This is a genomic window from Bradyrhizobium sp. AT1 (assembly GCF_001590795.1).
Taxonomy (GTDB): Bacteria; Pseudomonadota; Alphaproteobacteria; order Rhizobiales; family Xanthobacteraceae; genus Bradyrhizobium.
The window spans coordinates 1,874,802-1,893,665 of record NZ_JXDL01000001.1; the positions used below are offsets into that span (position 1 = coordinate 1,874,802).

Annotated in this window: 25 protein-coding genes; 14 read left to right on the top strand and 11 right to left on the bottom strand. The window is 65.3% G+C overall.

What is annotated here, in order from left to right:
* Window positions 1-216: 216 nt before the first annotated feature.
* On the bottom strand, window positions 217-474 hold the full coding sequence (locus SE92_RS09050; protein WP_063195389.1) for a DUF2798 domain-containing protein: 258 nt from the start codon (window positions 472-474) through the stop codon (window positions 217-219).
* A 180-nt stretch (window positions 475-654) separates the two neighbouring features.
* Here SE92_RS09050 and SE92_RS09055 point away from each other — a divergent pair, with 180 nt between their 5' ends.
* A complete protein-coding gene (locus SE92_RS09055) occupies window positions 655-870 on the top strand; it encodes a hypothetical protein (RefSeq protein WP_063195390.1) in 216 nt (71 codons plus the stop codon).
* Between the two features lie 96 nt (window positions 871-966).
* On the top strand, window positions 967-1,200 hold the full coding sequence (locus tag SE92_RS09060; protein ID WP_018316629.1) for a DUF6894 family protein: 234 nt from the start codon (window positions 967-969) through the stop codon (window positions 1,198-1,200).
* A 30-nt stretch (window positions 1,201-1,230) separates the two neighbouring features.
* Here SE92_RS09060 and SE92_RS09065 read toward each other — a convergent pair whose 3' ends face one another.
* On the bottom strand, window positions 1,231-1,485 hold the full coding sequence (locus tag SE92_RS09065) for a hypothetical protein (RefSeq protein WP_063195391.1): 255 nt from the start codon (window positions 1,483-1,485) through the stop codon (window positions 1,231-1,233).
* A 103-nt stretch (window positions 1,486-1,588) separates the two neighbouring features.
* Entirely contained in the window at window positions 1,589-1,882 is a 294-nt protein-coding gene (locus SE92_RS09070; RefSeq protein ID WP_063203414.1) for a hypothetical protein, read from the bottom strand.
* A gap of 358 nt (window positions 1,883-2,240) precedes the next feature.
* On the opposite strand from SE92_RS09070, the gene SE92_RS09075 reads away from it, so the two are divergent.
* Window positions 2,241-2,705 (top strand): PaaI family thioesterase, encoded by a 465-nt coding sequence (locus SE92_RS09075; protein WP_063195392.1) that lies wholly within the window; start codon window positions 2,241-2,243, stop codon window positions 2,703-2,705.
* A gap of 121 nt (window positions 2,706-2,826) precedes the next feature.
* Here the strand turns inward: SE92_RS09075 and SE92_RS09080 are convergent, their stop codons facing one another.
* Window positions 2,827-3,120: an HdeA family protein gene (locus tag SE92_RS09080; RefSeq protein ID WP_063203415.1), complete on the bottom strand. Its 294-nt coding sequence runs from the start codon at window positions 3,118-3,120 to the stop codon at window positions 2,827-2,829.
* A gap of 184 nt (window positions 3,121-3,304) precedes the next feature.
* Here SE92_RS09080 and SE92_RS09085 point away from each other — a divergent pair, with 184 nt between their 5' ends.
* Window positions 3,305-3,547, top strand: coding sequence for a PilZ domain-containing protein (locus SE92_RS09085; RefSeq protein ID WP_063195393.1), 243 nt, complete (start codon window positions 3,305-3,307; stop codon window positions 3,545-3,547).
* Between the two features lie 254 nt (window positions 3,548-3,801).
* On the opposite strand, the gene SE92_RS09090 is transcribed toward SE92_RS09085, so the two are convergent.
* The gene (locus tag SE92_RS09090; protein WP_063195394.1) at window positions 3,802-4,023 is read right to left on the bottom strand and encodes a hypothetical protein; all 222 of its coding nucleotides are present in this window, start codon (window positions 4,021-4,023) and stop codon (window positions 3,802-3,804) included.
* A gap of 162 nt (window positions 4,024-4,185) precedes the next feature.
* On the opposite strand from SE92_RS09090, the gene SE92_RS09095 reads away from it, so the two are divergent.
* The 4 genes from SE92_RS09095 to SE92_RS09110 all read left to right on the top strand — a co-directional run bounded on the left by SE92_RS09095 (window position 4,186) and on the right by SE92_RS09110 (window position 6,197).
* Entirely contained in the window at window positions 4,186-4,590 is a 405-nt protein-coding gene (locus tag SE92_RS09095) for a hypothetical protein (RefSeq protein WP_063195395.1), read from the top strand.
* 90 nt (window positions 4,591-4,680) lie between these two features.
* The gene (locus SE92_RS09100; protein ID WP_063195396.1) at window positions 4,681-5,280 is read left to right on the top strand and encodes a bifunctional transcriptional activator/DNA repair enzyme AdaA; all 600 of its coding nucleotides are present in this window, start codon (window positions 4,681-4,683) and stop codon (window positions 5,278-5,280) included.
* Complete coding sequence (locus SE92_RS09105; RefSeq protein ID WP_063195397.1) at window positions 5,277-5,747, top strand: PaaI family thioesterase; 471 nt, start codon at window positions 5,277-5,279, stop codon at window positions 5,745-5,747. Before SE92_RS09100 ends, SE92_RS09105 begins: the two co-directional genes overlap by 4 nt.
* 117 nt (window positions 5,748-5,864) lie before the next feature.
* Window positions 5,865-6,197, top strand: a complete 333-nt coding sequence (locus tag SE92_RS09110; protein WP_063203416.1) for a hypothetical protein — start codon at window positions 5,865-5,867, stop codon at window positions 6,195-6,197.
* 74 nt (window positions 6,198-6,271) lie between these two features.
* Here the strand turns inward: SE92_RS09110 and SE92_RS09115 are convergent, their stop codons facing one another.
* From SE92_RS09115 to SE92_RS09130, 4 genes are all read right to left on the bottom strand, one after another.
* A complete protein-coding gene (locus SE92_RS09115) occupies window positions 6,272-6,628 on the bottom strand; it encodes a carboxymuconolactone decarboxylase family protein (protein WP_063195398.1) in 357 nt (118 codons plus the stop codon).
* Between the two features lie 7 nt (window positions 6,629-6,635).
* Window positions 6,636-9,863 carry an efflux RND transporter permease subunit gene (locus SE92_RS09120; protein WP_063195399.1) on the bottom strand — a complete coding sequence of 1,076 codons (3,228 nt, stop codon included), beginning with the start codon at window positions 9,861-9,863 and terminating at the stop codon, window positions 6,636-6,638.
* A complete protein-coding gene (locus SE92_RS09125) occupies window positions 9,860-10,861 on the bottom strand; it encodes an efflux RND transporter periplasmic adaptor subunit (protein ID WP_063195400.1) in 1,002 nt (333 codons plus the stop codon). Before SE92_RS09125 ends, SE92_RS09120 begins: the two co-directional genes overlap by 4 nt.
* A gap of 132 nt (window positions 10,862-10,993) precedes the next feature.
* Entirely contained in the window at window positions 10,994-11,293 is a 300-nt protein-coding gene (locus SE92_RS09130) for an ArsR/SmtB family transcription factor (protein WP_245324507.1), read from the bottom strand.
* Window positions 11,294-11,408: 115 nt separating this feature from the next.
* Between SE92_RS09130 and SE92_RS09135 the strand changes: the two genes are divergently transcribed.
* The 4 genes from SE92_RS09135 to ccoG are packed head-to-tail and all read left to right on the top strand — an operon-like array spanning window position 11,409 to window position 14,826.
* Complete coding sequence (locus SE92_RS09135) at window positions 11,409-12,695, top strand: NAD(P)/FAD-dependent oxidoreductase (protein ID WP_063195402.1); 1,287 nt, start codon at window positions 11,409-11,411, stop codon at window positions 12,693-12,695.
* Window positions 12,692-13,135 carry a thioredoxin TrxC gene (gene trxC / locus SE92_RS09140; RefSeq protein ID WP_063195403.1) on the top strand — a complete coding sequence of 148 codons (444 nt, stop codon included), beginning with the start codon at window positions 12,692-12,694 and terminating at the stop codon, window positions 13,133-13,135. The genes SE92_RS09135 and trxC overlap by 4 nt, the downstream gene beginning before the upstream one ends.
* A 13-nt stretch (window positions 13,136-13,148) precedes the next feature.
* Window positions 13,149-13,352 (top strand): YgaP family membrane protein, encoded by a 204-nt coding sequence (locus SE92_RS09145; protein WP_028181089.1) that lies wholly within the window; start codon window positions 13,149-13,151, stop codon window positions 13,350-13,352.
* Between the two features lie 37 nt (window positions 13,353-13,389).
* Window positions 13,390-14,826, top strand: a complete 1,437-nt coding sequence (gene ccoG, locus SE92_RS09150) for a cytochrome c oxidase accessory protein CcoG (protein ID WP_063195404.1) — start codon at window positions 13,390-13,392, stop codon at window positions 14,824-14,826.
* 24 nt (window positions 14,827-14,850) lie between these two features.
* Here the strand turns inward: ccoG and SE92_RS09155 are convergent, their stop codons facing one another.
* Entirely contained in the window at window positions 14,851-15,735 is an 885-nt protein-coding gene (locus tag SE92_RS09155; RefSeq protein ID WP_063203417.1) for a transglutaminase-like domain-containing protein, read from the bottom strand.
* Window positions 15,736-15,933: 198 nt separating this feature from the next.
* Here SE92_RS09155 and SE92_RS09160 point away from each other — a divergent pair, with 198 nt between their 5' ends.
* Entirely contained in the window at window positions 15,934-16,860 is a 927-nt protein-coding gene (locus tag SE92_RS09160) for a transglutaminase family protein (protein WP_063195405.1), read from the top strand.
* Window positions 16,861-16,964: 104 nt separating this feature from the next.
* Complete coding sequence (locus SE92_RS09165; protein ID WP_063195406.1) at window positions 16,965-18,128, top strand: GNAT family N-acetyltransferase; 1,164 nt, start codon at window positions 16,965-16,967, stop codon at window positions 18,126-18,128.
* 6 nt (window positions 18,129-18,134) lie between these two features.
* Here the strand turns inward: SE92_RS09165 and SE92_RS09170 are convergent, their stop codons facing one another.
* Entirely contained in the window at window positions 18,135-18,800 is a 666-nt protein-coding gene (locus SE92_RS09170; RefSeq protein WP_063195407.1) for a DsbA family oxidoreductase, read from the bottom strand.
* Window positions 18,801-18,864: the final 64 nt, after the last annotated feature.

Genomic DNA, 18,864 nt, shown 5'->3' on the forward strand with positions numbered 1-18,864 from the left:
TTGCCGATGGCTGTGTCCGCAGTTGTGCGAACGGATGTCGAAATTGGGACGGGTGCGGGGCCAGTCTGCGGCCCTCGGGAGCGCTCCGGAATTCGGCCGCCTGTCAGGCTGTCGTAAGCGGAGCCGGCTAGGATGAGGCGGCTATGGTGTTGCAGCCCAGCACCTCAGCCTCCAATAACTCTCTGCCCCGCTTGGCTCTCCCCAGGCGGGGCTTTTTCATGCCTGACTGCTGACGCGCGGCTCGCTCTCCTCCTGGGTCAGGCGCAGCGCGAAGGCGCGGATCGTGGGCGCGGCCAACAGCACGATCGGCAGCATCGCGGCCCAGGCGATCAGCCACGACACCATCCAGTGCTCAATGAAGATCATGGCGCTGCCCGCGGGGAAGCTGGCGATCCCCGCCGCGATCAGCGAAGTCAGTCCGGACTGGATGATTCCGAAGACGAAGTGACTGTAGCGGCGGGGAATGCCGAGCATGACGGGCCCATGTTGCTTACCGCCCTCAAGCAAGCAAGCCACGTGCCGCCTCTGCCCGGAGCCGGCCAGGAACTCTGTTCTTGGTCGGAGAACCACGGGGTCAGCCAGATTTTGCTTGTCTGCGGAATATTATGACGAACAACATGTTAGCAATCATGGAAGTGAATCGTGGAGGTCGCCATGAATCACAGGGGCGTCGAGTTCACCGTCGCGAAGACTGCCATCCCCGGCATCTGGCAGTGGCAGTTCCGGATCGGCGACGAGGTCAAGTCCGGCAAGACCGAGACCAGAATCGACCTGCTGGCGATCCGGCGCGTGCAGCTGCGAATCGATCGGGAGCTGAAGCGATCGGCCGGACGAGGGCCTGCGGAGCTCAGCGGGCGGCCTCATCCGTAGCCGCCCGGAATTGATCTGGCGCGGGTTTGGGATTGGACTATCGCGCGCTCATGGCCTTGGGGACGAGGCCTTTACGTGCGCGATTCGGTGCCAGCCATGCCGCTCTATTTCTTTCGCATCCGGAATGGCCGGTACTCCGGCTGCGCCGACCAGGCGACGGAATTCGCCGATCGCGATTCGGCCTGGAAAGAGATGACCAATGTCTGCGCCGACATGACCGCCGGCATTGCCCGCAAGCTCCAGGAAAATTCCGAATGGCACATGGAGCTGCTCGACGAGGCCAAGGAGCCCGTGTTCCGGATCCGCATCGTCGCCGAAACCCTCGACTAGTCTAGCAGGGCCTTCGGGATCAAGCCCGCGTCAGTCCGCGCTCGGCAGCCGCCGCATGGTGAATTCGATGTCGCCGCCGGGCAGCTCGCGCCAAGTCTCGACCGCGCTCATATAGCCGGCCTTGGGGTAGCGGGTGAAGAAGGCCTGCGCCCGCTCCCGCGCCGCCGCACGCGGCAGCGTGAAGGTCTCGCGCAGATAGCCGTCGCCGACCGTTTGGCCGGGCTTGCCGGCCGGCTTGCGCCGGCGCGCCATCCGTTCGGCAAGATCCCGTGGACGATCGGCCATGTCCTCCCTCCTCTACGCGCTACGCTTGGAGCCAATGTAGGGCGTGGGCCGGACGAAGAGGAGTCCTGTCCGAACGGCACATCGCCGCTCGAACCGGGCCGCGTCAGTTGGCGGCCGTGCCGCTCTTGGACTTCTTCGGCGCGCTGGTTGCGGCCGATGCCTTCGGCGCCGGCTGTTTCGGCGGATCGGAGCGCATGCCGCCCCAGGGATCGTTGGACGCCTTGTTGTCCGGAATCTTCTTCAGCGTTTCCTTGTAGGCCTTGTCGCGCTCGGCTTCCGCGGCCTTCTCCTCGGGGGTCTTGCTCGGGGCATCCTGCAGCAAATTGAGCTGAGGCATTTGCGCATAGGCAGGTCCCGCCACCACGGCCAGCACCGCGGCCAAACGGAAAAGCTTCATCGTCCACTCCTTGATCATTCATGAGGCACGGATCGCCCGCGCCTCGTCATCCTTGTCGCCGCCGGGCCGTTGGGCCCGCTAGAGCCGATCCGATCGGCACGATTTGGGCCCGTGCAGCCAATCGTCCCAGATCGGCCCGCATTTGGTGCACCCGCTCAGCGCGAGGCCGAGCGCGACCATACTCAAGACAAGGACACACCGGCGCAGCATCGTCCACCCCTACCCAAGCGAGGCATCATATCGGCCCAAGTCAGGCATTTTCAAGCCGACGGGACCGGCGCGAGAGCGGGTGACTTTGCCGCGCCCATGCGCACACAATGGGGTGAAACAACAGGCAATACGGGAGAGTGCGACAGCAATGCCAACGCAGCCAGACGCCGAATTCGGCCTGACCGACGCCAGACGCATCCTCGGTGAGGTCTTTGCGCCCTGGGTCCAGGATCTCAACCTCGCGGTCGAGCGCATCGAGCACACGCAGCCGGCGGATGCGCCGGACTGGCAGCCGGGCGCGCTCCTGCGCATGCCGTTTTCGGAGCGGCTGTGCCGGAACGGCGGCGTGGTCTGCGGCCAGGCCCTGATGGCGCTCGCCGACACCGCGATGGTGATCGCGATCCTGGCCGCCAATCGCGGCTATCGCCCCATGACCACGGTCGACCAGACCACGCATTTCATGCGCGCGGCCTCCGCGATGGACGTGCTGGCGGACGCGCGCGTGGTGCGGCTCGGACGCACCATGAGCTTTGGCCGCGTCACGCTGCTCTCGGCCGGCGACAACAAGCCGGTGGCGATGGTGTCGAGCGCATTCGCGATGCTTCCGGGCTGAGCATCGGCCCAAAAGAAGAGAGCCGCGTGAGCGCAAAGGCGCACCGCGGCTCTCCATCAGGCTCGTGTCGAGGCAAAGGACCAGGCGCGATTGCGGTCGCGCTTGGACCGCGCGCCCCCAATTACTTGCCGAGCACTTCGTCGGCCGCGGTGACGATGCTGGCGGTCGGATTCTTTCCGCAATAGGCCCCGAACTTCTTGGCGTTCTCGATGAACACGTCGGTGTCGATGATCGCGTTGTCCTCGTCGCCCTTGTACCAGCCGTCCATCCAGGTCAGCACGACCTGGATGTTGTCTTCGCCGCTCTCGAGGAACTGCTTGCAGCTCATGGTCGACAGGTCCCACTTCACGGCGTGAGCGGGCATCGACGACAGCGAGAGCGCTGCGGCGAACAGAAGCGAAAGCGTGGTCTTCATCGGAATCTCCATCGGCGCGAAACGCCATAAAAGAAAGGCTTGTTGGCAAGGTCGGCAGGAAGTGACTGGCCGCTCAAACGTCGTAAACGAAGTCTGAAGCGCAGTGCAAGTAGCGCCAGTATTGAGTTTAGTTCAACGTAATTTCTATGCACTACTTCACAATCATCATGTTGGATCGACGTCGATGATCGAGAAGCGCGCAGCACAGCGGCACCGTGTTTTCAAGGGTGGAACGATCACCTTCGAAAACAGCGGCATCCCTTGCACCGTGCGAAACATGTCGGCGGGCGGCGCGGCGATCGACCTCGACGCTCCCCTTACGTTGCCGCAATCGTTCACGCTCTCGATCGCGTGCGACGATCTCGTGCGGAATTGTCGCACAGTTTGGCGCAGTGACAAGCGCGTCGGCCTCGCCTTCGTGCAATAACTCGCGCGATGTGAACCAACGTTCGCATCGCATCCACAACACGATGATGATTGCGTGATGCGACGGCGGCGACGCCAGCGCAGTCTTGCACGGGCGGCGGTCGCGGGCGCCTCGTCGTCGCCCGCAAGTGACGCGGCCTCAGACTCAACGATCGGCAGGATGCTGAGTGATCGCGCCTCTCGGATCGTAGCGCTGCCTCCGCGCGCCCCTGCCGGGATCGCGCGTCCGCGTTGAAGCACCAGAGCCGGCCTACGCTATTTCGGCTTCTTGGCGGGTTCGCTCGGGCGGGCTCCGCCCCACGGGTCGTACTTGTCCTTGGGTTCGGGAATGCGCTCGAGCGCGGCCTTGTAGGCCTTCTCGTCGACCTGGGGCTTGTTGTCCGCCTTGGCCGGGTCAGGGGGTTGCCGCCGGCTCTGCGCCTGCGCCGAGGCAGCCGTCAGTGCCAGTACAGCGGCCGCTATGACCAAAATCCTCATTGGTGCAATCCCCTTCGTCTGGGATACAAACTAGCCGGCAATCGCGGAATAGCAATGCCGCGGTCCCAAGGCTCAGGTCGAGGCTTCAGCAAAACTTGATCGGCAGGGACTTCGCCGGATCGCATTCGTGTCTATCTGTTGGCCCGCAGGGGACCTTCACGGATGTTGCGGATTATTGCTCATGCGGCGCTGCTCGCCGGCGCGCTCGCGCTCGGTGCCTGCGGCATTGCCGACAGCCGCGCGCCGGTGCCTGAGTTCATGCGCATCAAGGAGGCCGAGCAGCCGCCGCCGGAAGCGCCTCCCGACGTCAAGCGCCTGGTCCGCGAGCAGATCGATGTCGTCTTCCTGACCACCTCCTATCCGCGCGAGGTGCACGTCGCCCCGCCCCACCGTGAGGTGCGCGGCCCGGGCTGGACCTCCTGCGTCCGCGCGCAGCTCACCTCCGCGACCGGCACTTCGCTCGGTGCCCAGACCTACATCGTGACGATATCAGGCGGAAAGGTCGTCGACCGCCGGCGCGCGGAAGCCGACGATATCTGCGGCACCGAGACTTACGAGCCGATTTAGTCGTCTTCGCGAAACGTTGCGTCGGTCGTTTTCAGACTCGGTCATCGAATCGCGCTGGCACCGCGAAATCGCCGCCGCTATAGCCACGCCATGTCCGACTTCGCCGCACGCTACGAAGCCTTCCGCCGCCGCGACGCTGCGATGGATGGCGTCATCTTCGTCGCGGTCAAGACGACGGGGATCTATTGCCGTCCCGTTTGTCCGGCGAAAACGCCGCTCGCGCGCAACGTCAAATTCTATCGCAGCGCAGCCGCGGCCGAGCATGCAGGCTTTCGGCCTTGTCTGCGGTGCCGCCCCGAGACGGCTCCATTCTGTCCGGCCTGGAAAGGCACCCGAACGACCGTCGAACGCGCGCTGTCTCTCATCGAGGACGGCGAGCTCGATCGCGGCGGCGTGGATCGCCTGGCCGCGCGATTGGGCGTCGGAACACGCCATCTGACGCGCCTCTTCGCCCGGCATCTCGAAGCTTCACCGCTGCAAGTGGCGTTGTCGCTGCGCGTGCAGCGCGCCAAGCGCCTGCTGGACTCCACCGGACTTGCGATCGATGCCGTTGCAGAACGCAGCGGCTTTTCAAGCACACGACGCATGAGGACGGCGTTCACACAGCTTTACGGCCGCCCGCCTTCGGCGTTCCGCACGAAGATGACGGCGAAGGTTCGAAACGGTGCGAGCAGGAGGACATCACGATGAACGTCAGGACCTACGGGACAGTCGACGCCGGACGACAACAAGCCATGAGCGGGCTCGAATTCGTCCAGGGCCTGGTCGCCGGGACCCTGCCTCTCAACACGCTCGCGCAGACCCTCGGCTATGATGTCGTGGAGGCGGAGAACGGCCGCGTCGTGGTCGCGCTGGTGCCGACCGGCGTTCATCTCAACCCGGCAGGCACGGTGCATGGCGGCGTCACTGCCACCTTGCTCGACAGCTGCATGGGGCTGGCGGTCCAGTCGACGCTCGACAAGGGGATCGGCCAGACCACGCTCGAGTTCAAGATCTCGCTGCTGCGGCCCATCACGCCGGAGATCGGCCGGATCACGGCCGAAGGCAAGGTCCTGAATTGCGGCCGTCGCATTGGAACGGCCGAGGGACGCGTGACGGATGCGAGCGGCCGATTACTCGCCCATGGCACGACGACGTGCCTCGTCTTTCCGGCATGAAACTGAAGACCAAGCCGCATGAGAAGCGCCGGTTCCGGGAAAATTAAGCAACCGGGCCGGAACGATCACCGCCTCCCCTTCTTGTTACCGCCGAGGGCAGTTTCGGAGGAGGACATGATGATGAAGACGTTTGCAATTGCGCTGCTGGCCGGCGTGGGTGCGTTGGCAGCGGCTTCTGGCGCGAGAGCGTCGGATATCTATACGAGCAGCGAGTACACCAATCCGGATCTGGTTCAGCAGGTGCGCCTGGTCTGCGACGACGCCGGCCGCTGCTATCGTACGCGCGGCGGTGCGCGCGTGATCGTGCGCGATTCCTACAATTACATGCCGCGCGAACGCTATTATGAGCGTCGCACCTATCATCGCGATTGGGATGACGGCCCGCGCGCGGGCGTCGGCATTCGCGCACCGGGCGTCAGCGTCGGTGTGGGCGTCGGCGACCGCTGGTAAGCATCAAGGCTTGAGGATCGGGGCCGGACGAGGCAACTCGCCCGGTCCCGTTCGCATGACCTGTCAAGCGACCATCATTCGGCCGGCGATTGCTGCTGGAACTGCTCGTACGCTGCGATCGCATCGGCCGCGTACATCAGCGAGGGTCCGCCGCCCATGTAGACGGCCATGCCGAGCGTCTCCTCGATCTCTTCGCGGGTCGCACCGAGCTTGACCAGCGCCTCGGCGTGAAAACCGATGCAGCCGTCGCAATGCGCGGCAACGCCGAGCGCCAGCGCCATCAGCTCCTTGGTCTTCTTGTCCAGCGCGCCGTCGCGCGTCGCGGCCTGGGCGAGCGCGGAAAATCCCTTCATGGTATCGGGAATGTCGCTCCGCAGCTTCTTCAGGTTGGCGGAGATGTTCCTGGTGATGTCGACGTAGTTCTTGTCCATGGGATCCTCATGAGGTGGATTTGGCTGAGGCCGAAGCCGCCTCGCGCGGCGCGCGCAAGGCGATGTAGATCGCGGGGATCACCAGCACGGTGAGCAACGTCGAGGAGGCAAGCCCGAACAGGAGCGAGATCGCCAGCCCCTGAAAGATCGGATCGAGCAGGATCGTCGCCGCACCGATCATGGCCGCAAGCGCCGTGAGCAGGATCGGCTTGAAGCGGACTGCGCCAGCCTCCAACACCACCTCGCGCAGCGACTTGCCGTCCCCACCGCTGTGCCGGATGAAATCGACGAGCAGGATCGAGTTGCGCACGATGATGCCGGCCAGCGCGATGAAGCCGATCATCGAGGTGGCGGTGAACGGCGCCCCCAGCAGCCAGTGCCCGATCAGGATGCCGATCAGCGTCAGCGGGATCGGCGTCAGGATGACCAGCGGCAGGCGAAAGCTCCTGAACTGGGCGACGACCAGCACGTAGATGCCGAGGATGGCCGCACCAAAGGCGGCACCCATGTCGCGGAAGGTCACCCAGGTGATCTCCCATTCGCCGTCCCACAGCAGCGTGGGCCGCGACTCGTCCGAGGGCTGGCCGTGCAGGCTGATCGCCGGCTTCGGCAGCTTGCCCCAGTCATGGGCATCCACGCGATCGGCGACCGCGAGCATACCGTAGAGCGGCGCCTCGAAGCGCCCGGCGAGCTCGGCCATCACCATGTCGGCGAAGCGGCCGTCGCGGCGGAAGATCGTCGGCGAGCCCTCCTCCATGGTGGCCTTCACGACCTGACCGAGCTCGACCACGGTCTTGCTGCCGGGCAAAGTGTTGGCCGGCACCGGCGTCGAGGCCAGCGCCTCGTCCCAGACCAGATCGCGCTTGCCAAGACGCACCGCGATCTCGATCGGGCTGCGGTCCTCGCCGCGATGCGAGTAGCCGATCGAGATGCCCCCGAACAACGCCTGGATGGTGTCGTAGACGTCGCGCTGCTCGACGCCGAAGAACTCCAGCCGGTCCTGATCGATCGAGAGCCGCAACCGTGGCCGCTTGGCGCCGATGGAATCGTCGATGTCGACGATGAACGGCACTTCCGCGAAGACCTTCTTGAGCTCGGCGGTGACCGCACGGCGCGTGGCCGCATCGGGACCGTAGACCTCAGCGAGCAGCGTCGAGAGCACCGGCGGCCCGGGCGGCACCTCGACCACCTTGATGCTGGTGCCGGCCGGCGAATCGAGCGCCTTCAGCTTTTCGCGCAGCTCGAGCGCGATCTCGTGGCTCGCGCGCTTGCGCTCGCCGCGCGCGGTCAGGTTCACCTGCACTTCGCCGAGCTCAGGCCTCTCTCGCAGGTAATAGTGCCGCACCAGGCCGTTGAAATTGAAGGGCGCCGGCGTGCCGGCATAGGATTGCAGCGAGGTGACCTCCGGCAATTGCCGCGCGATCTCGGCCGCGCCGAACAGCGTGCGCTCGGTCGCCTCCAGGCTCGCGCCTTCCGGCAGGTCGACGACAACGGCGATCTCGGACTTGTTGTCGAACGGCAGCAGCTTGACGGTCACCGACTTGGTCGCAAACAGCGTCATCGACAGCAGCGTTGCGATGCCGACGCCGAGCAGGAAGATCCAGGCCGAGCGCTTGCTCCGCACGATCGGCGTGGCGAAGCGGCGGTAGAGACGGCCGAGCCTGCCCTCGTCGTGTGCGGCATGCGCGGAGGCAATTTCGCCCTTTGGGGCGAGCTTGAGCATCAGCCAGGGCGCGACCACCATCGCGACGAAGAACGAGAACAGCATGGCCGCCGACGCGTTGGCCGGGATCGGCGCCATATAGGGGCCCATCAGGCCCGACACGAACAGCATCGGCAGCAGCGCGGCGACCACGGTCAGCGTTGCGACGATGGTGGGATTGCCGACCTCCGCCACCGCCTCGATGGTCGCCTGCAGGCGCGGCCGGCCGTCGCGCATGCCCCAGTGCCGCGCAATGTTCTCGACGACGACGATGGCGTCGTCGACGAGAATGCCGATGGAGAAGATCAGCGCGAACAGGCTGACGCGGTTGATGGTGTAGCCCATCAAATTGGCCGCGAACATCGTGAGCAGGATCGTCGTGGGAATCACGACGAAGGTCACCAGCGCTTCGCGCCAGCCGATCGCGATCGCGATCAGGACGACGATCGAGACCGTCGCGAGGCCGAGGTGGAACAGCAGCTCGTTGGCCTTCTCGTTGGCGGTCTCGCCATAGTCGCGCGTCACCGTCACCTGGATATCTTCAGGAATGAGGCGCGACTTCAAGCCGTCGAGGCGCTTGGCGATATTCTCGGACACCACGACCGCGTTGGCGCCGGCGCGCTTGGCGAGCGCCAGGCTCACGGCCGGCGTCCGCGCCCACTGCCCCTCAGGGTTGCGCGAATCCGTCCAGACCCGATGCTCGACGGTGCTCGGACCGATCACGACAGAGGCGACGTCCTTGACGTAGACCGGCCGGCCGTCGCGGCTCGTGATCAGCAACAACCCGATATCGGGAATGCCTGACAGCGTCTGCCCCGCCGCGACGCTCCGAACGATGCCGGCATCGCGGACCTGCCCGGCCAGGAACGAGCGATTGGCATCCTTCACCTTGGCCACGAGCTGCTGCAGCGTGACACCGAACAGCGACAGCTTCTCCGGATCGGGCTCGACCCGGATCTGTTGCGCCGCGCCGCCGGAGATGTAAGTGAGGCCGATATCATCGACCTTCATCAGCTCCGCGCGAACCTTGTCGGCGAGCTCGTAGATGTCCTTGTCGGTCCAGCGGCTGGCGGCCTCAGGCTTCGGCGACAGCGTGAGCACCGTGACCGCGACGTCGTTGATGCCGCGGCCGACGATCAGCGGCTCGGGGATGCCGACGGGAATGCGGTCGAGATTGGCGCGGATCTTCTCGTGCACCCGCAGGATAGCGTCCTCGAACTTGGTGCCGACCAGGAAGCGCGCGGTGACCATCACGCGGTCGTCCTCGGTCTGGCTATAGACGTGCTCGACGCCGTCGATGCCCTTGACGATCGATTCCAGCGGCTTGCTCACCAGCTCCACCGCGTCCGGCGCGCGCAGGCCGTCGGCATTGACCCGGATGTCGACCATGGGAACGCTGATCTGCGGCTCCTCCTCGCGCGGGATCACGACGACCGCGATCAACCCCACGACGAGCGCCCCGATCAGGAACAGCGGCGTCAGCGGCGATGCGATGGTCGAGCGGGTCAGCCGCCCTGACAGACCGAGATTCACGGCTGCACCAATTGGTCACCAGGGCGGATGCCCGACAGGATCTCGAGCCCATCGGGCAGCGAAGGCGTCGGCATGTCGCGGCCGCGCTGCACCGGCACGTCGATCGTCGTGTCTCCTTTCCGGAGCTGGACATAGTCGATGCCGAACCGTGTCGTCACATAGCCGGAGGGAATGACGAAGGCCGGCCGGGTGCCGCCGGCAATCCAGACCCGCAAGCGATCGCCGACGAAATACTCCCCGAGCCCCGCGACAGTCGCGTCCGCGATGACGCGCCCCTCCTCGATCTGGGGATAGACGAGATCGACCACGCCCCATTTCGAGGCCTCGCCTCCCAGCTCCGCGCCGTCGACGCGCACCTTGTCGCCGGCCTTCAGGGAGCGCGCGTGGCGCTCCGGCACGCGCAGCCGCAGCTTGAAATTCTGCTCGGCGACCGTGACGATCGGGTCGCCCGCGAGCACGACGGACCCCACGGTGATGAGCCGCTTCAGCACACGCCCGTCCGCCGGCGCGAGCACCTGGCCCTGGTTGAGCTGCTCGTTGATGACGGCGCGCTCCGCGGTCTTGGCGCGCAAGCCGTTGTCGGCGACATTGAGTGCCGTGCGCTGCTCGTCGAGCTTGATGCGTGGCAGGATGCCGCGCTCGACCAGCCCTTCGGTCCGAGTGAAGTCGAGTTGCGCCTGCTTGGCCTGGGCCTGCAGCGCCTCGATCTGCGCGTCGAGCGATTTCATTTGCAGGACGAGCTTCTCGTCGCCGATCGCCGCGATGACCTGGCCTGCGGTAACGCGATCCCCTTCCCGCACCTTGAGCTGGACGACGGTGCCGCCGATGCGGCTGCGTGCGGGGACCACGCTGATGCTCTCGACGGTGGCGAAGACGGCCTTCTCGTCGCTGACCGTCTGCTGCGCAACGGTCAGGGTTGCCGCGGCGGCAGCGGACCCCGCCGGTACTCCGATCGCCGCCCACGCGGCCACAATCCCCAGGCGCGCCAGATATTGCATGGAACACATCCGTGTCGTCATTGACTTCATCACGCACCACGCACCGCGCCGCGGCGCCCTCTCATTTCATCGGCATCGGGCAAAGGCGTGTTGATCTCGCGCAAAGCGCGCCCGCCCGCCATTGCCTAGGCTTCACTTCGTCCTTGCGGACTTCGGCGCGCAAAACACCTGGTAGAGCGTCTTCAGGATTTCTCGCGCCGGCTCGCTGGCGATCGAATAGAAGATCGTCTGCGCATCGCGCCTGGATGCGACCAGGCCATCCTTGCGAAGGAGCGCAAGATGCTGGGAGACCGTGGAGTCGCGCAGGCTGAGGAACTCGGCCAACTCGCCGACCGACCGCTCGCCGTCGATCAACTGGCAGATGATGAGCAGACGGTGACGGTTCGAGAGCGCCTTCAGCAGCTCACTCGCCTGATCCGCCGCCCGCTCCATGACTTCGCTATCTATTTTCATACTTGCGTATATACGAAATTACGAATATATAGTCAAGCGCTGCACGACAGCCGGAACTGAACCGGCGGGGCGGCCTGGTCCAACGGAGGTACCCATGGCGGAAGTTGTTGTAATCGGAGCCGGTCTGAGCGGAACGCTGATGGCCTATGAATTGCTGCCCCAGTTGCGAAAGGAGGACCGCCTCAGCGTCGTCTCGCAAGGCGCGGTCTATCATTTCGTGCCCTCGAATCCGTGGGTAGCCGTCGGCTGGCGCAAGCGCGAGGAGATCGAGATCGATCTCGCTGATGTCATGAAACGCAAGGGCGTGCGGCTGCTGACGCAGGGGGCAAAGCGCGTCCACCCCGAGGAGAACCGTGTCGAGATCGGCGACGGCACGTCGATCGACTATGATTATCTGGTCGTCGCGACCGGTCCCGAACTTGCTTTCGACGAAATCCCCGGCCTCGGGCCGCAAGGTCATACCCAGTCGATCTGTCACGTCGATCACGCTGCGCATGCCCGTGACGCGTTCGAGAAGCTCGCGGCGAACCCCGGTCCGGTCGTGATCGGCGCCGTTCAGGGCGCCTCCTGCTTCGGGCCGGCCTACGAATTCCTCTTCATCCTGGAAACGGAGCTGCGCCGACGCAAGCTGCGCGACCGGGTGCCGATGACCTTCGTCACCTCGGAGCCCTATATCGGCCATCTCGGTCTCGACGGCGTCGGGGATACCAAGGGCCTCCTCGAAAGCGAGATGCGGGAGAAGCACATCAAATGGATCACCAACGCCCGCGTCGACAAGATCGACCCCGGCTTGATGACGGTCGAGGAGCTTTCCGACAACGGCACGTCCCGCAAGGCGCATGAGCTACCATTCGTCTATTCGATGATGCTGCCCGCCTTTCGCGGCGTCGAGGCGGTGCGCGGCATCGAGAAGCTGACCAACCCGCGCGGCTTCGTCGTCGTCGACAAGCATCAGCAGAACCCTGCCTTCCCCAACGTCTTTGCGGTCGGCGTCTGCGTCGCGATCGCCCCCGTTGGCGCGACACCGGTGCCGGTCGGCGTCCCCAAGACCGGCTTCATGATCGAATCCATGGTGACGGCGACCGCGATGAACATCGGCGCCCTGCTCCGCGGCAAGGCGCCGACGGCGCAGCCGACCTGGAACGCGATCTGCCTCGCCGATTTCGGCGATTCCGGCGTCGCCTTCCTCGCGCAGCCGCAGATTCCGCCGCGCAACGTCAATTGGTCTTCCAAGGGCGAATGGGTGCACCTCGCCAAGGTCGCCTTCGAGAAATACTTCCTGCGCAAGATGCGGCGCGGTGAGAGCGAGCCGTTCTATGAGCGCTTCCTGCTCGACAGGCTGAACATCGCCAAGATCAAGGAGGTCCGAATAGACGCATGAGCACGCCACGCCAGATCGTCTGCGGACATTGCGGGCGCATCAACCGCCTGCCCGCTGAGCGCGCACCGGAAGGTGCGCGCTGCGGCGCCTGTCATCAGCCGATGTTCACCGGCCATCCGATCGAGGTGGACGAGAACGGCTTCGACCGCCATGTCGCCAGCAGCGACATTCCCGTGCTGATCGACGTCTGGGCACCATGGTGCGGACCTTGCCGTGCCATGGCTCCGATGTTCGAGCGGGCGGCACAACAGCTCGAGCCCGGCGTGCGTCTGTTGAAGCTGAATTCGGACAACGCACCCGCCTTGTCGTCGCGACTGAACATCAGCGGCATTCCGACGCTGCTCTTGATGCGCGGCGGCCGCGAGATTGCCCGCCAATCCGGCGCGATGGATGCGCGCAGCATCGTCGCCTGGACCGAAACCAACCTGACCCGTACCTAAGAAGGAGCCTGCCATGAATGTCGATAAAGCCGTCCTCGCCTTTGCGGGGTTCGTCGTCCTGCTCGGTCTCGCACTGGGCACCTATGTCAATGCGTATTGGTACCTGCTGACGGCGTTCGCCGGGCTGAACATGTTGCAGGCCTCGTTCACGGGCTTCTGCCCGGCAGCGATCGTGTTCAGGAAGCTCGGCCTGAGCAGCGGCTGCGCGTTCTCCTGAACGCGCCAATGCAGCCAGTGATGCGGGGGAATTTGCCATGACCGACGACACCTTCATTGAGGGACCGCTCTACGAGAAGCGTAGGAAGGTCTATCCGCAGTCGGTCCACGGGCCGTTCCGCCGCATCAAATGGGCGATCCTCTGCGTCACGCTGGGGGTTTATTATCTCCTGCCGTTCGTGCGCTGGAATCGCGGCCCCGGCCTGCCCGACCAGGCCGTGCTGATCGACCTGCCGCATCGCCGCTTCTATTTCTTCTTCATCGAGCTGTGGCCGCAGGAGGTCTATTATTTCACCGGCCTGCTCATCCTCGCGGCGATGATGCTATTTCTGATGAACGCGGTCGCGGGCCGGCTGTGGTGCGGCTATTTGTGCCCGCAGACGGTGTGGACCGACCTGTTCTACGCCGTCGAGCGTTGGGTCGAGGGCGACCGCCGCGAGCGCATGCAGGGCGACAAGCGCTACTGGACGTTCGGTCACATCCGCAAGGTCGCGCTGAAGCATTTCCTCTGGATCATGATCGCCTGGTGGACCGGTGGCGCGTGGGTGCTGTATTTCGACGACGCGCCGACGCTGGTGAAGGAGCTCGCAACCTTCCAGGCCCCGTTCATCGCCTATCTCTGGATCGGTATCCTGACCGCGACGACCTACGTCTTCGCCGGCCACGCCCGCGAGCAGATGTGCATCTACATGTGCCCGTGGCCGCGCATCCAGGCAGCCCTCACCGACGAATGGGCGCTCAACGTCACCTATCGCCGCGACCGCGGCGAGCCGCGCATGTCGGTGAAAAAGGCGGATGCGGCCCGCGCGCACGGCGACCCCGCCGGCGACTGCGTCGATTGCCATCAGTGCATCAATGTCTGCCCGACGGGCGTCGACATCCGTCACGGCATCCAGCTCGGCTGCATCCAGTGCGGCCTGTGCATCGACGCCTGCGACAACGTCATGCAGGAGATCGGCCGGCCCAAGGGCCTGATCGGCTACGACACCGACATCAACATGCTGCGCCGGCGCGAGGGCAAGCCGCCGATCTACCGCATCGTCCGGCCCCGCACGTTGATCTATGCCGCGGCAATCGCCATCGTCGGCACCATCATGATCTACACGCTCGCTACGCGCGCGACGATGGACGTCAACGTGCTGCACGAGCGCAATCCCCTGTTCGTCCAGCTCTCGGATGGCGGCGTGCGCAACGATTACACCGTGCGCATTCTGAACAAGGGCGCTCAGCGATCGTTTGCGCTCAAGGTGTCAGGCCTGCCGGGCGCCACGGTTCGCGTCGCCGGTGTCGAGCCGGGCCCCGACGGCAACCCGATCGTTCAAGTTGGACAGGATCAGACCCGCGAGGTGCGAATGTCGGTGCAGGTTTCGGCCGACCGCGTGCCTAGGTCCGCGATCGATATCGGAGTTGAGATCACCGATATCGGCAGCGGAGAACGCGCCGATGCGCGCGATCATTTCGTACCGAAGGAGTGAGGCGGATGCTCGGGAACAATCGCCTCACGCCATCGCACGTTGCAGCCTCGACTGCGCGCGCGGGGCCATGACAACATCAGGCGCGAGCTGGACGGAACTGTCGTCGGCGATCTCTTCCGTCACGACGTTGAAGCGAACGAGCTGCGCCTGGCCAAATGCAGTCGAGATCGCGACGTCGGCGGCGTCGCGGCCACGGGCAATGACGATCCGGCCGAGGCGCGGATGGTTGTGGCGCGCGTCGAACGTGTACCAGCGACCACCGATATAGGCCTCGAACCAGGCGCTGAAATCCATCGGCGCCGGATCGGGGGGCACTCCGATATCGCCGAGATACCCGGTGCAATAGCGCGCCGGAATATTCATGCAACGGCACAACGTCACGGCCAAATGGGCGAAGTCCCGGCATACGCCGATGCGCTCGGCATGACCTTCGGACGCCGTGCGGTCACCGCGTGCGAACTGATAGCCGAACTGGATGCGGTCGTGGACATAGTTGCAAATCGCCTGCACGCGCTGTCCGCCGCCTTCTATCGAGCCGAAGGTCGACCAGGCCATATCCGCCAGTTTTTGGGTGTCGCAATAACGGCTGCCGAGCAAGTAAACCAGCGCGTCGTCGGGCAGGTCCTGTAGCTGAACCTGAGCTGCGAACGGTGCCGTCGGCTCGGGAATGCCGGAATCTTCGATCACGAAGTCGTTGCGGATCTCGATCAGGCCGCTTGGGGCGACCAGGCGGGTGCAGACGTTGCCAAAGGCATCGAGATAATCCCTGGTGGCAACATCGGGCGTGGTCCGGATGGCGTGCGGGGACGAGAGATCGCCCTGCCGGGACGGATGCACGCTCAGCATCAGGATCATCGGGACGTCTTGAAGGCAGTTGAAGGCAATGTCGTAGCCGGCGCGAATCTTCAAGATCGTCTCCTCGGAGTCGTCGTTGACCTTGGCAGCAAACACCTGCCCGGGCGCGTTCGTTCCGCGTCTTCGGCTGCAGTGCTGCTGAAATGAAGGGCAATTGCGCCTGTTGTCCCCCTTCCTCTGCCGGCCCCCTCGAATCCCGCTTGGACCGGGGACGAAAGCAGGGTCATATGGCCGCGGGCCAGAAGCGAGCACATGACAACCTACGCCGTCCACCACAGAACGCTCTACCGCTACCGTCAGCCGGTGAAGCTCGGGCAGCACCAGCTGCTGTTTCGGCCGCGCGACAGCTATGACCAGCGCCTGCTGGACTGCCGGCTCGTGATCCGGCCCGCCCCCGCCGAAGTCCGCTGGATTCACGACGTCTCGGGCAATTGCCTCACGCTGGTCGATTTCGACACCGTGAGCGACCAGCTCGAGTTCGACACCACCATCGAGCTCGATCATACGCCGGAGAACACGCCGGACTTCCGCATCGAGGACTATGCCCGCGAGCATCCGTTCGCCTATGCCGACAGCGAGCTGCCGGATCTCGAACCCTATATGCGTCGCCATCATCCCGACGACGGCGAGGTGGAGGAGTGGCTGGCGAAATTCGTGCCTCCGGAGAGCCGGCGGCCCACGGGCCAATTGTTGATGACGCTCAACGAGGCCATTGCCGAGAGCTTCTCCTACCAGCGCCGGACGATGCGGGGAACACAGACGCCTGCTGAGACGCTCGAGCTGCAGCAGGGGACATGCCGCGATTTCGCGCTACTGATGATGGAGGCAGCACGCGCGCTCGGCTTCGCCGCCCGCTTCATCACCGGCTATGTCTACGTTGCCGATCGCGACGGGCCGGTGCGGCTCGGCGGGGGCTCGACCCACGCCTGGTGCTCGATCTACGTGCCCGGCTCGGGCTGGGTGGAGTTCGATCCGACCAACGGCATCGTCGGCAATCGCGACCTGATCCGGGTCGGCGTCGCCCGGACGCCTGAGCAGGCCATTCCGCTCTGCGGTTCCTATTGGGGGGCGCCCGAGGATGATCTCGGCATGGAAGTCTCTGTGAATGTGAAGACGGAACTGGCGGCTCCGGCCGACCGGCCGGCCGCGCAGAATTCGCTATCTTCAACGCAACGTTAACAATTTCACGCAAATTGCCGCGGCGCCCGAACGGCATTTTCCATCCTATGCGCTAGCATGCCCACATAACGCGGGCTCGGCCCGCGTGAACGGGGACGAGGGACGTGGTCGACATCGCGCAGCAGGCAGCGATCCATCCGGCATCGGCGGCGGATGCCACGACGGCGTGCGTGCCGCTCACGGCAGTCGACCCCGGCCAATGGCGCGCACTCGCGCAGCGCGCGGTCGAGCCGAACGGATATTACCTGCCCGCCTGGGAGCTCGCCGTCAGCGCCACCGCGCGCGGCCGCACCAACGCTTCGGCGCTGCCCGCATTCGACGGTTCTTCGACCCGGCTGATCGGGCTGATGCCCGTGATCTCGCTGTGGCATGCCCTCAAGATTCCCCTGCCCGCGCTGGTGAGCGCGCATCCCTACGGCACGCTGTGCAGTCCGCTGCTCGACCGCGACGCCCCGATCGAGGCGGCCGCGTCCCTGTTGCAGCAGGCGCGCGCGGCCGGCGCGCATGCGCTGGTGCTGAATGACATCGCGCTCGACGGTGCCGCGATGAATGCAGTCAGGCAGGTCCTGAGCCGTGACGGCCTGAAGCCGCGCGTGCTGTCCTCCTACATGCGCGCCAGCCTCGATGCCACGCAGGATGCCGAGACACTGCTGCGCGACGCGCTCGGCGCCAAGAAGCTCAAGGAGCTGCGCCGCCTGCGCCATCGCCTCGAAGAGCACGGCCCTGTGACGTTCGATGTCGCACGCCGGCCGGACGAGATCGGGCCCGCGCTCGAAACCTTCCTGCAGCTCGAAGCCAGCGGCTGGAAAGGCAAGCGGGGCACCGCGCTGGTTCAGCATGCGGGCGATGCGGCCTTCATCCGCCGCGCTGTTCCGGCGCTGGCGGAGACCGCGCAATGCGAGATCATCACGCTTTCCGCCGGCACGACGCCGATTGCCGCCGGCATCGTGCTGCGCCACCAGGATCGCGCCTTCTTCTTCAAGCTCGGCATCGACGAGCGCTTTGCAAAATATTCGCCGGGCGTGCAGCTCACGCTCGACCTCACCCGCCATCTCTGCGCCGACCCCGCGATCGCCAGCGCGGATTCCACCGCGGGCGCCGACCACCCTATGATCAACCCGATCTGGCGCGGGCGGTTTGCAATCGGAGACGTGCTGATCCCGCTGCGGCGGCACGATCCGGTCGTGACGCTGATTCACGGCGCGCTCATCGGCCTCAACGCCGCGCACGAGACCGCGCGACGCGTGGTTCGCCGGCTGCGCAAATAAGCGAACTTACTCCGCCGCCTCTGCGTTGATCTCCGCCGAGACCTGGCGGATGGCGCGGGCGAGCAGGTTCGGATCCTGCGCGCCGGAGACGGCGTATTTCTGCGCGAACACGTAGGTCGGCACGCCGGAGATGCCTTTCTCGGCGGCTTCCTGCGCATCCCCTGACACGCGCGCGACGTCCTCGTCGGTGGCGAGGCGCTTGCGGACGTCCTCGGCATCGAGGCCGATCTCGGCGGCCGCCTGCACCAGCACATTCACGTCGGTGAGATCGCCGCCGTCGCGGAAATACAGCTCCATCAGGCGCTGCTTCATCTCGGGCGCCTTGCCGATCGCCTCCGCCCAGAGGATCAGACGATGGCAGTCGGTCGTGTTGGGCTGGCGCGCCACCAACTCGGGCTTGTAGACGAGGCCCTCCTCGCTCGCGGCCGCGACGACGCGTCCAGCAATGCCCTTATAGGCTTCGACCGAGCCGAACTTCTGGGTGAGATAGGCCTCCCGGCTGATGCCCTCGCGCGGCACCCAGGGATTGAGGAAGAAGGGGCGGAAATTGAGCTTGACCGGGACATCCGGCACCAGCGCCAGCGCGCTCTCGATGCGGTGCTTGCCGATATAGCACCACGGGCACACCACGTCGGAGACGACGTCGATCTGGAGCGGTTTCAGCGTGCTCATGTCAGGCGCCTCCTTCGGGCAATACGGGTTCGTCGGAAGATAAGCCGAACCTGCTCCGAGGCAA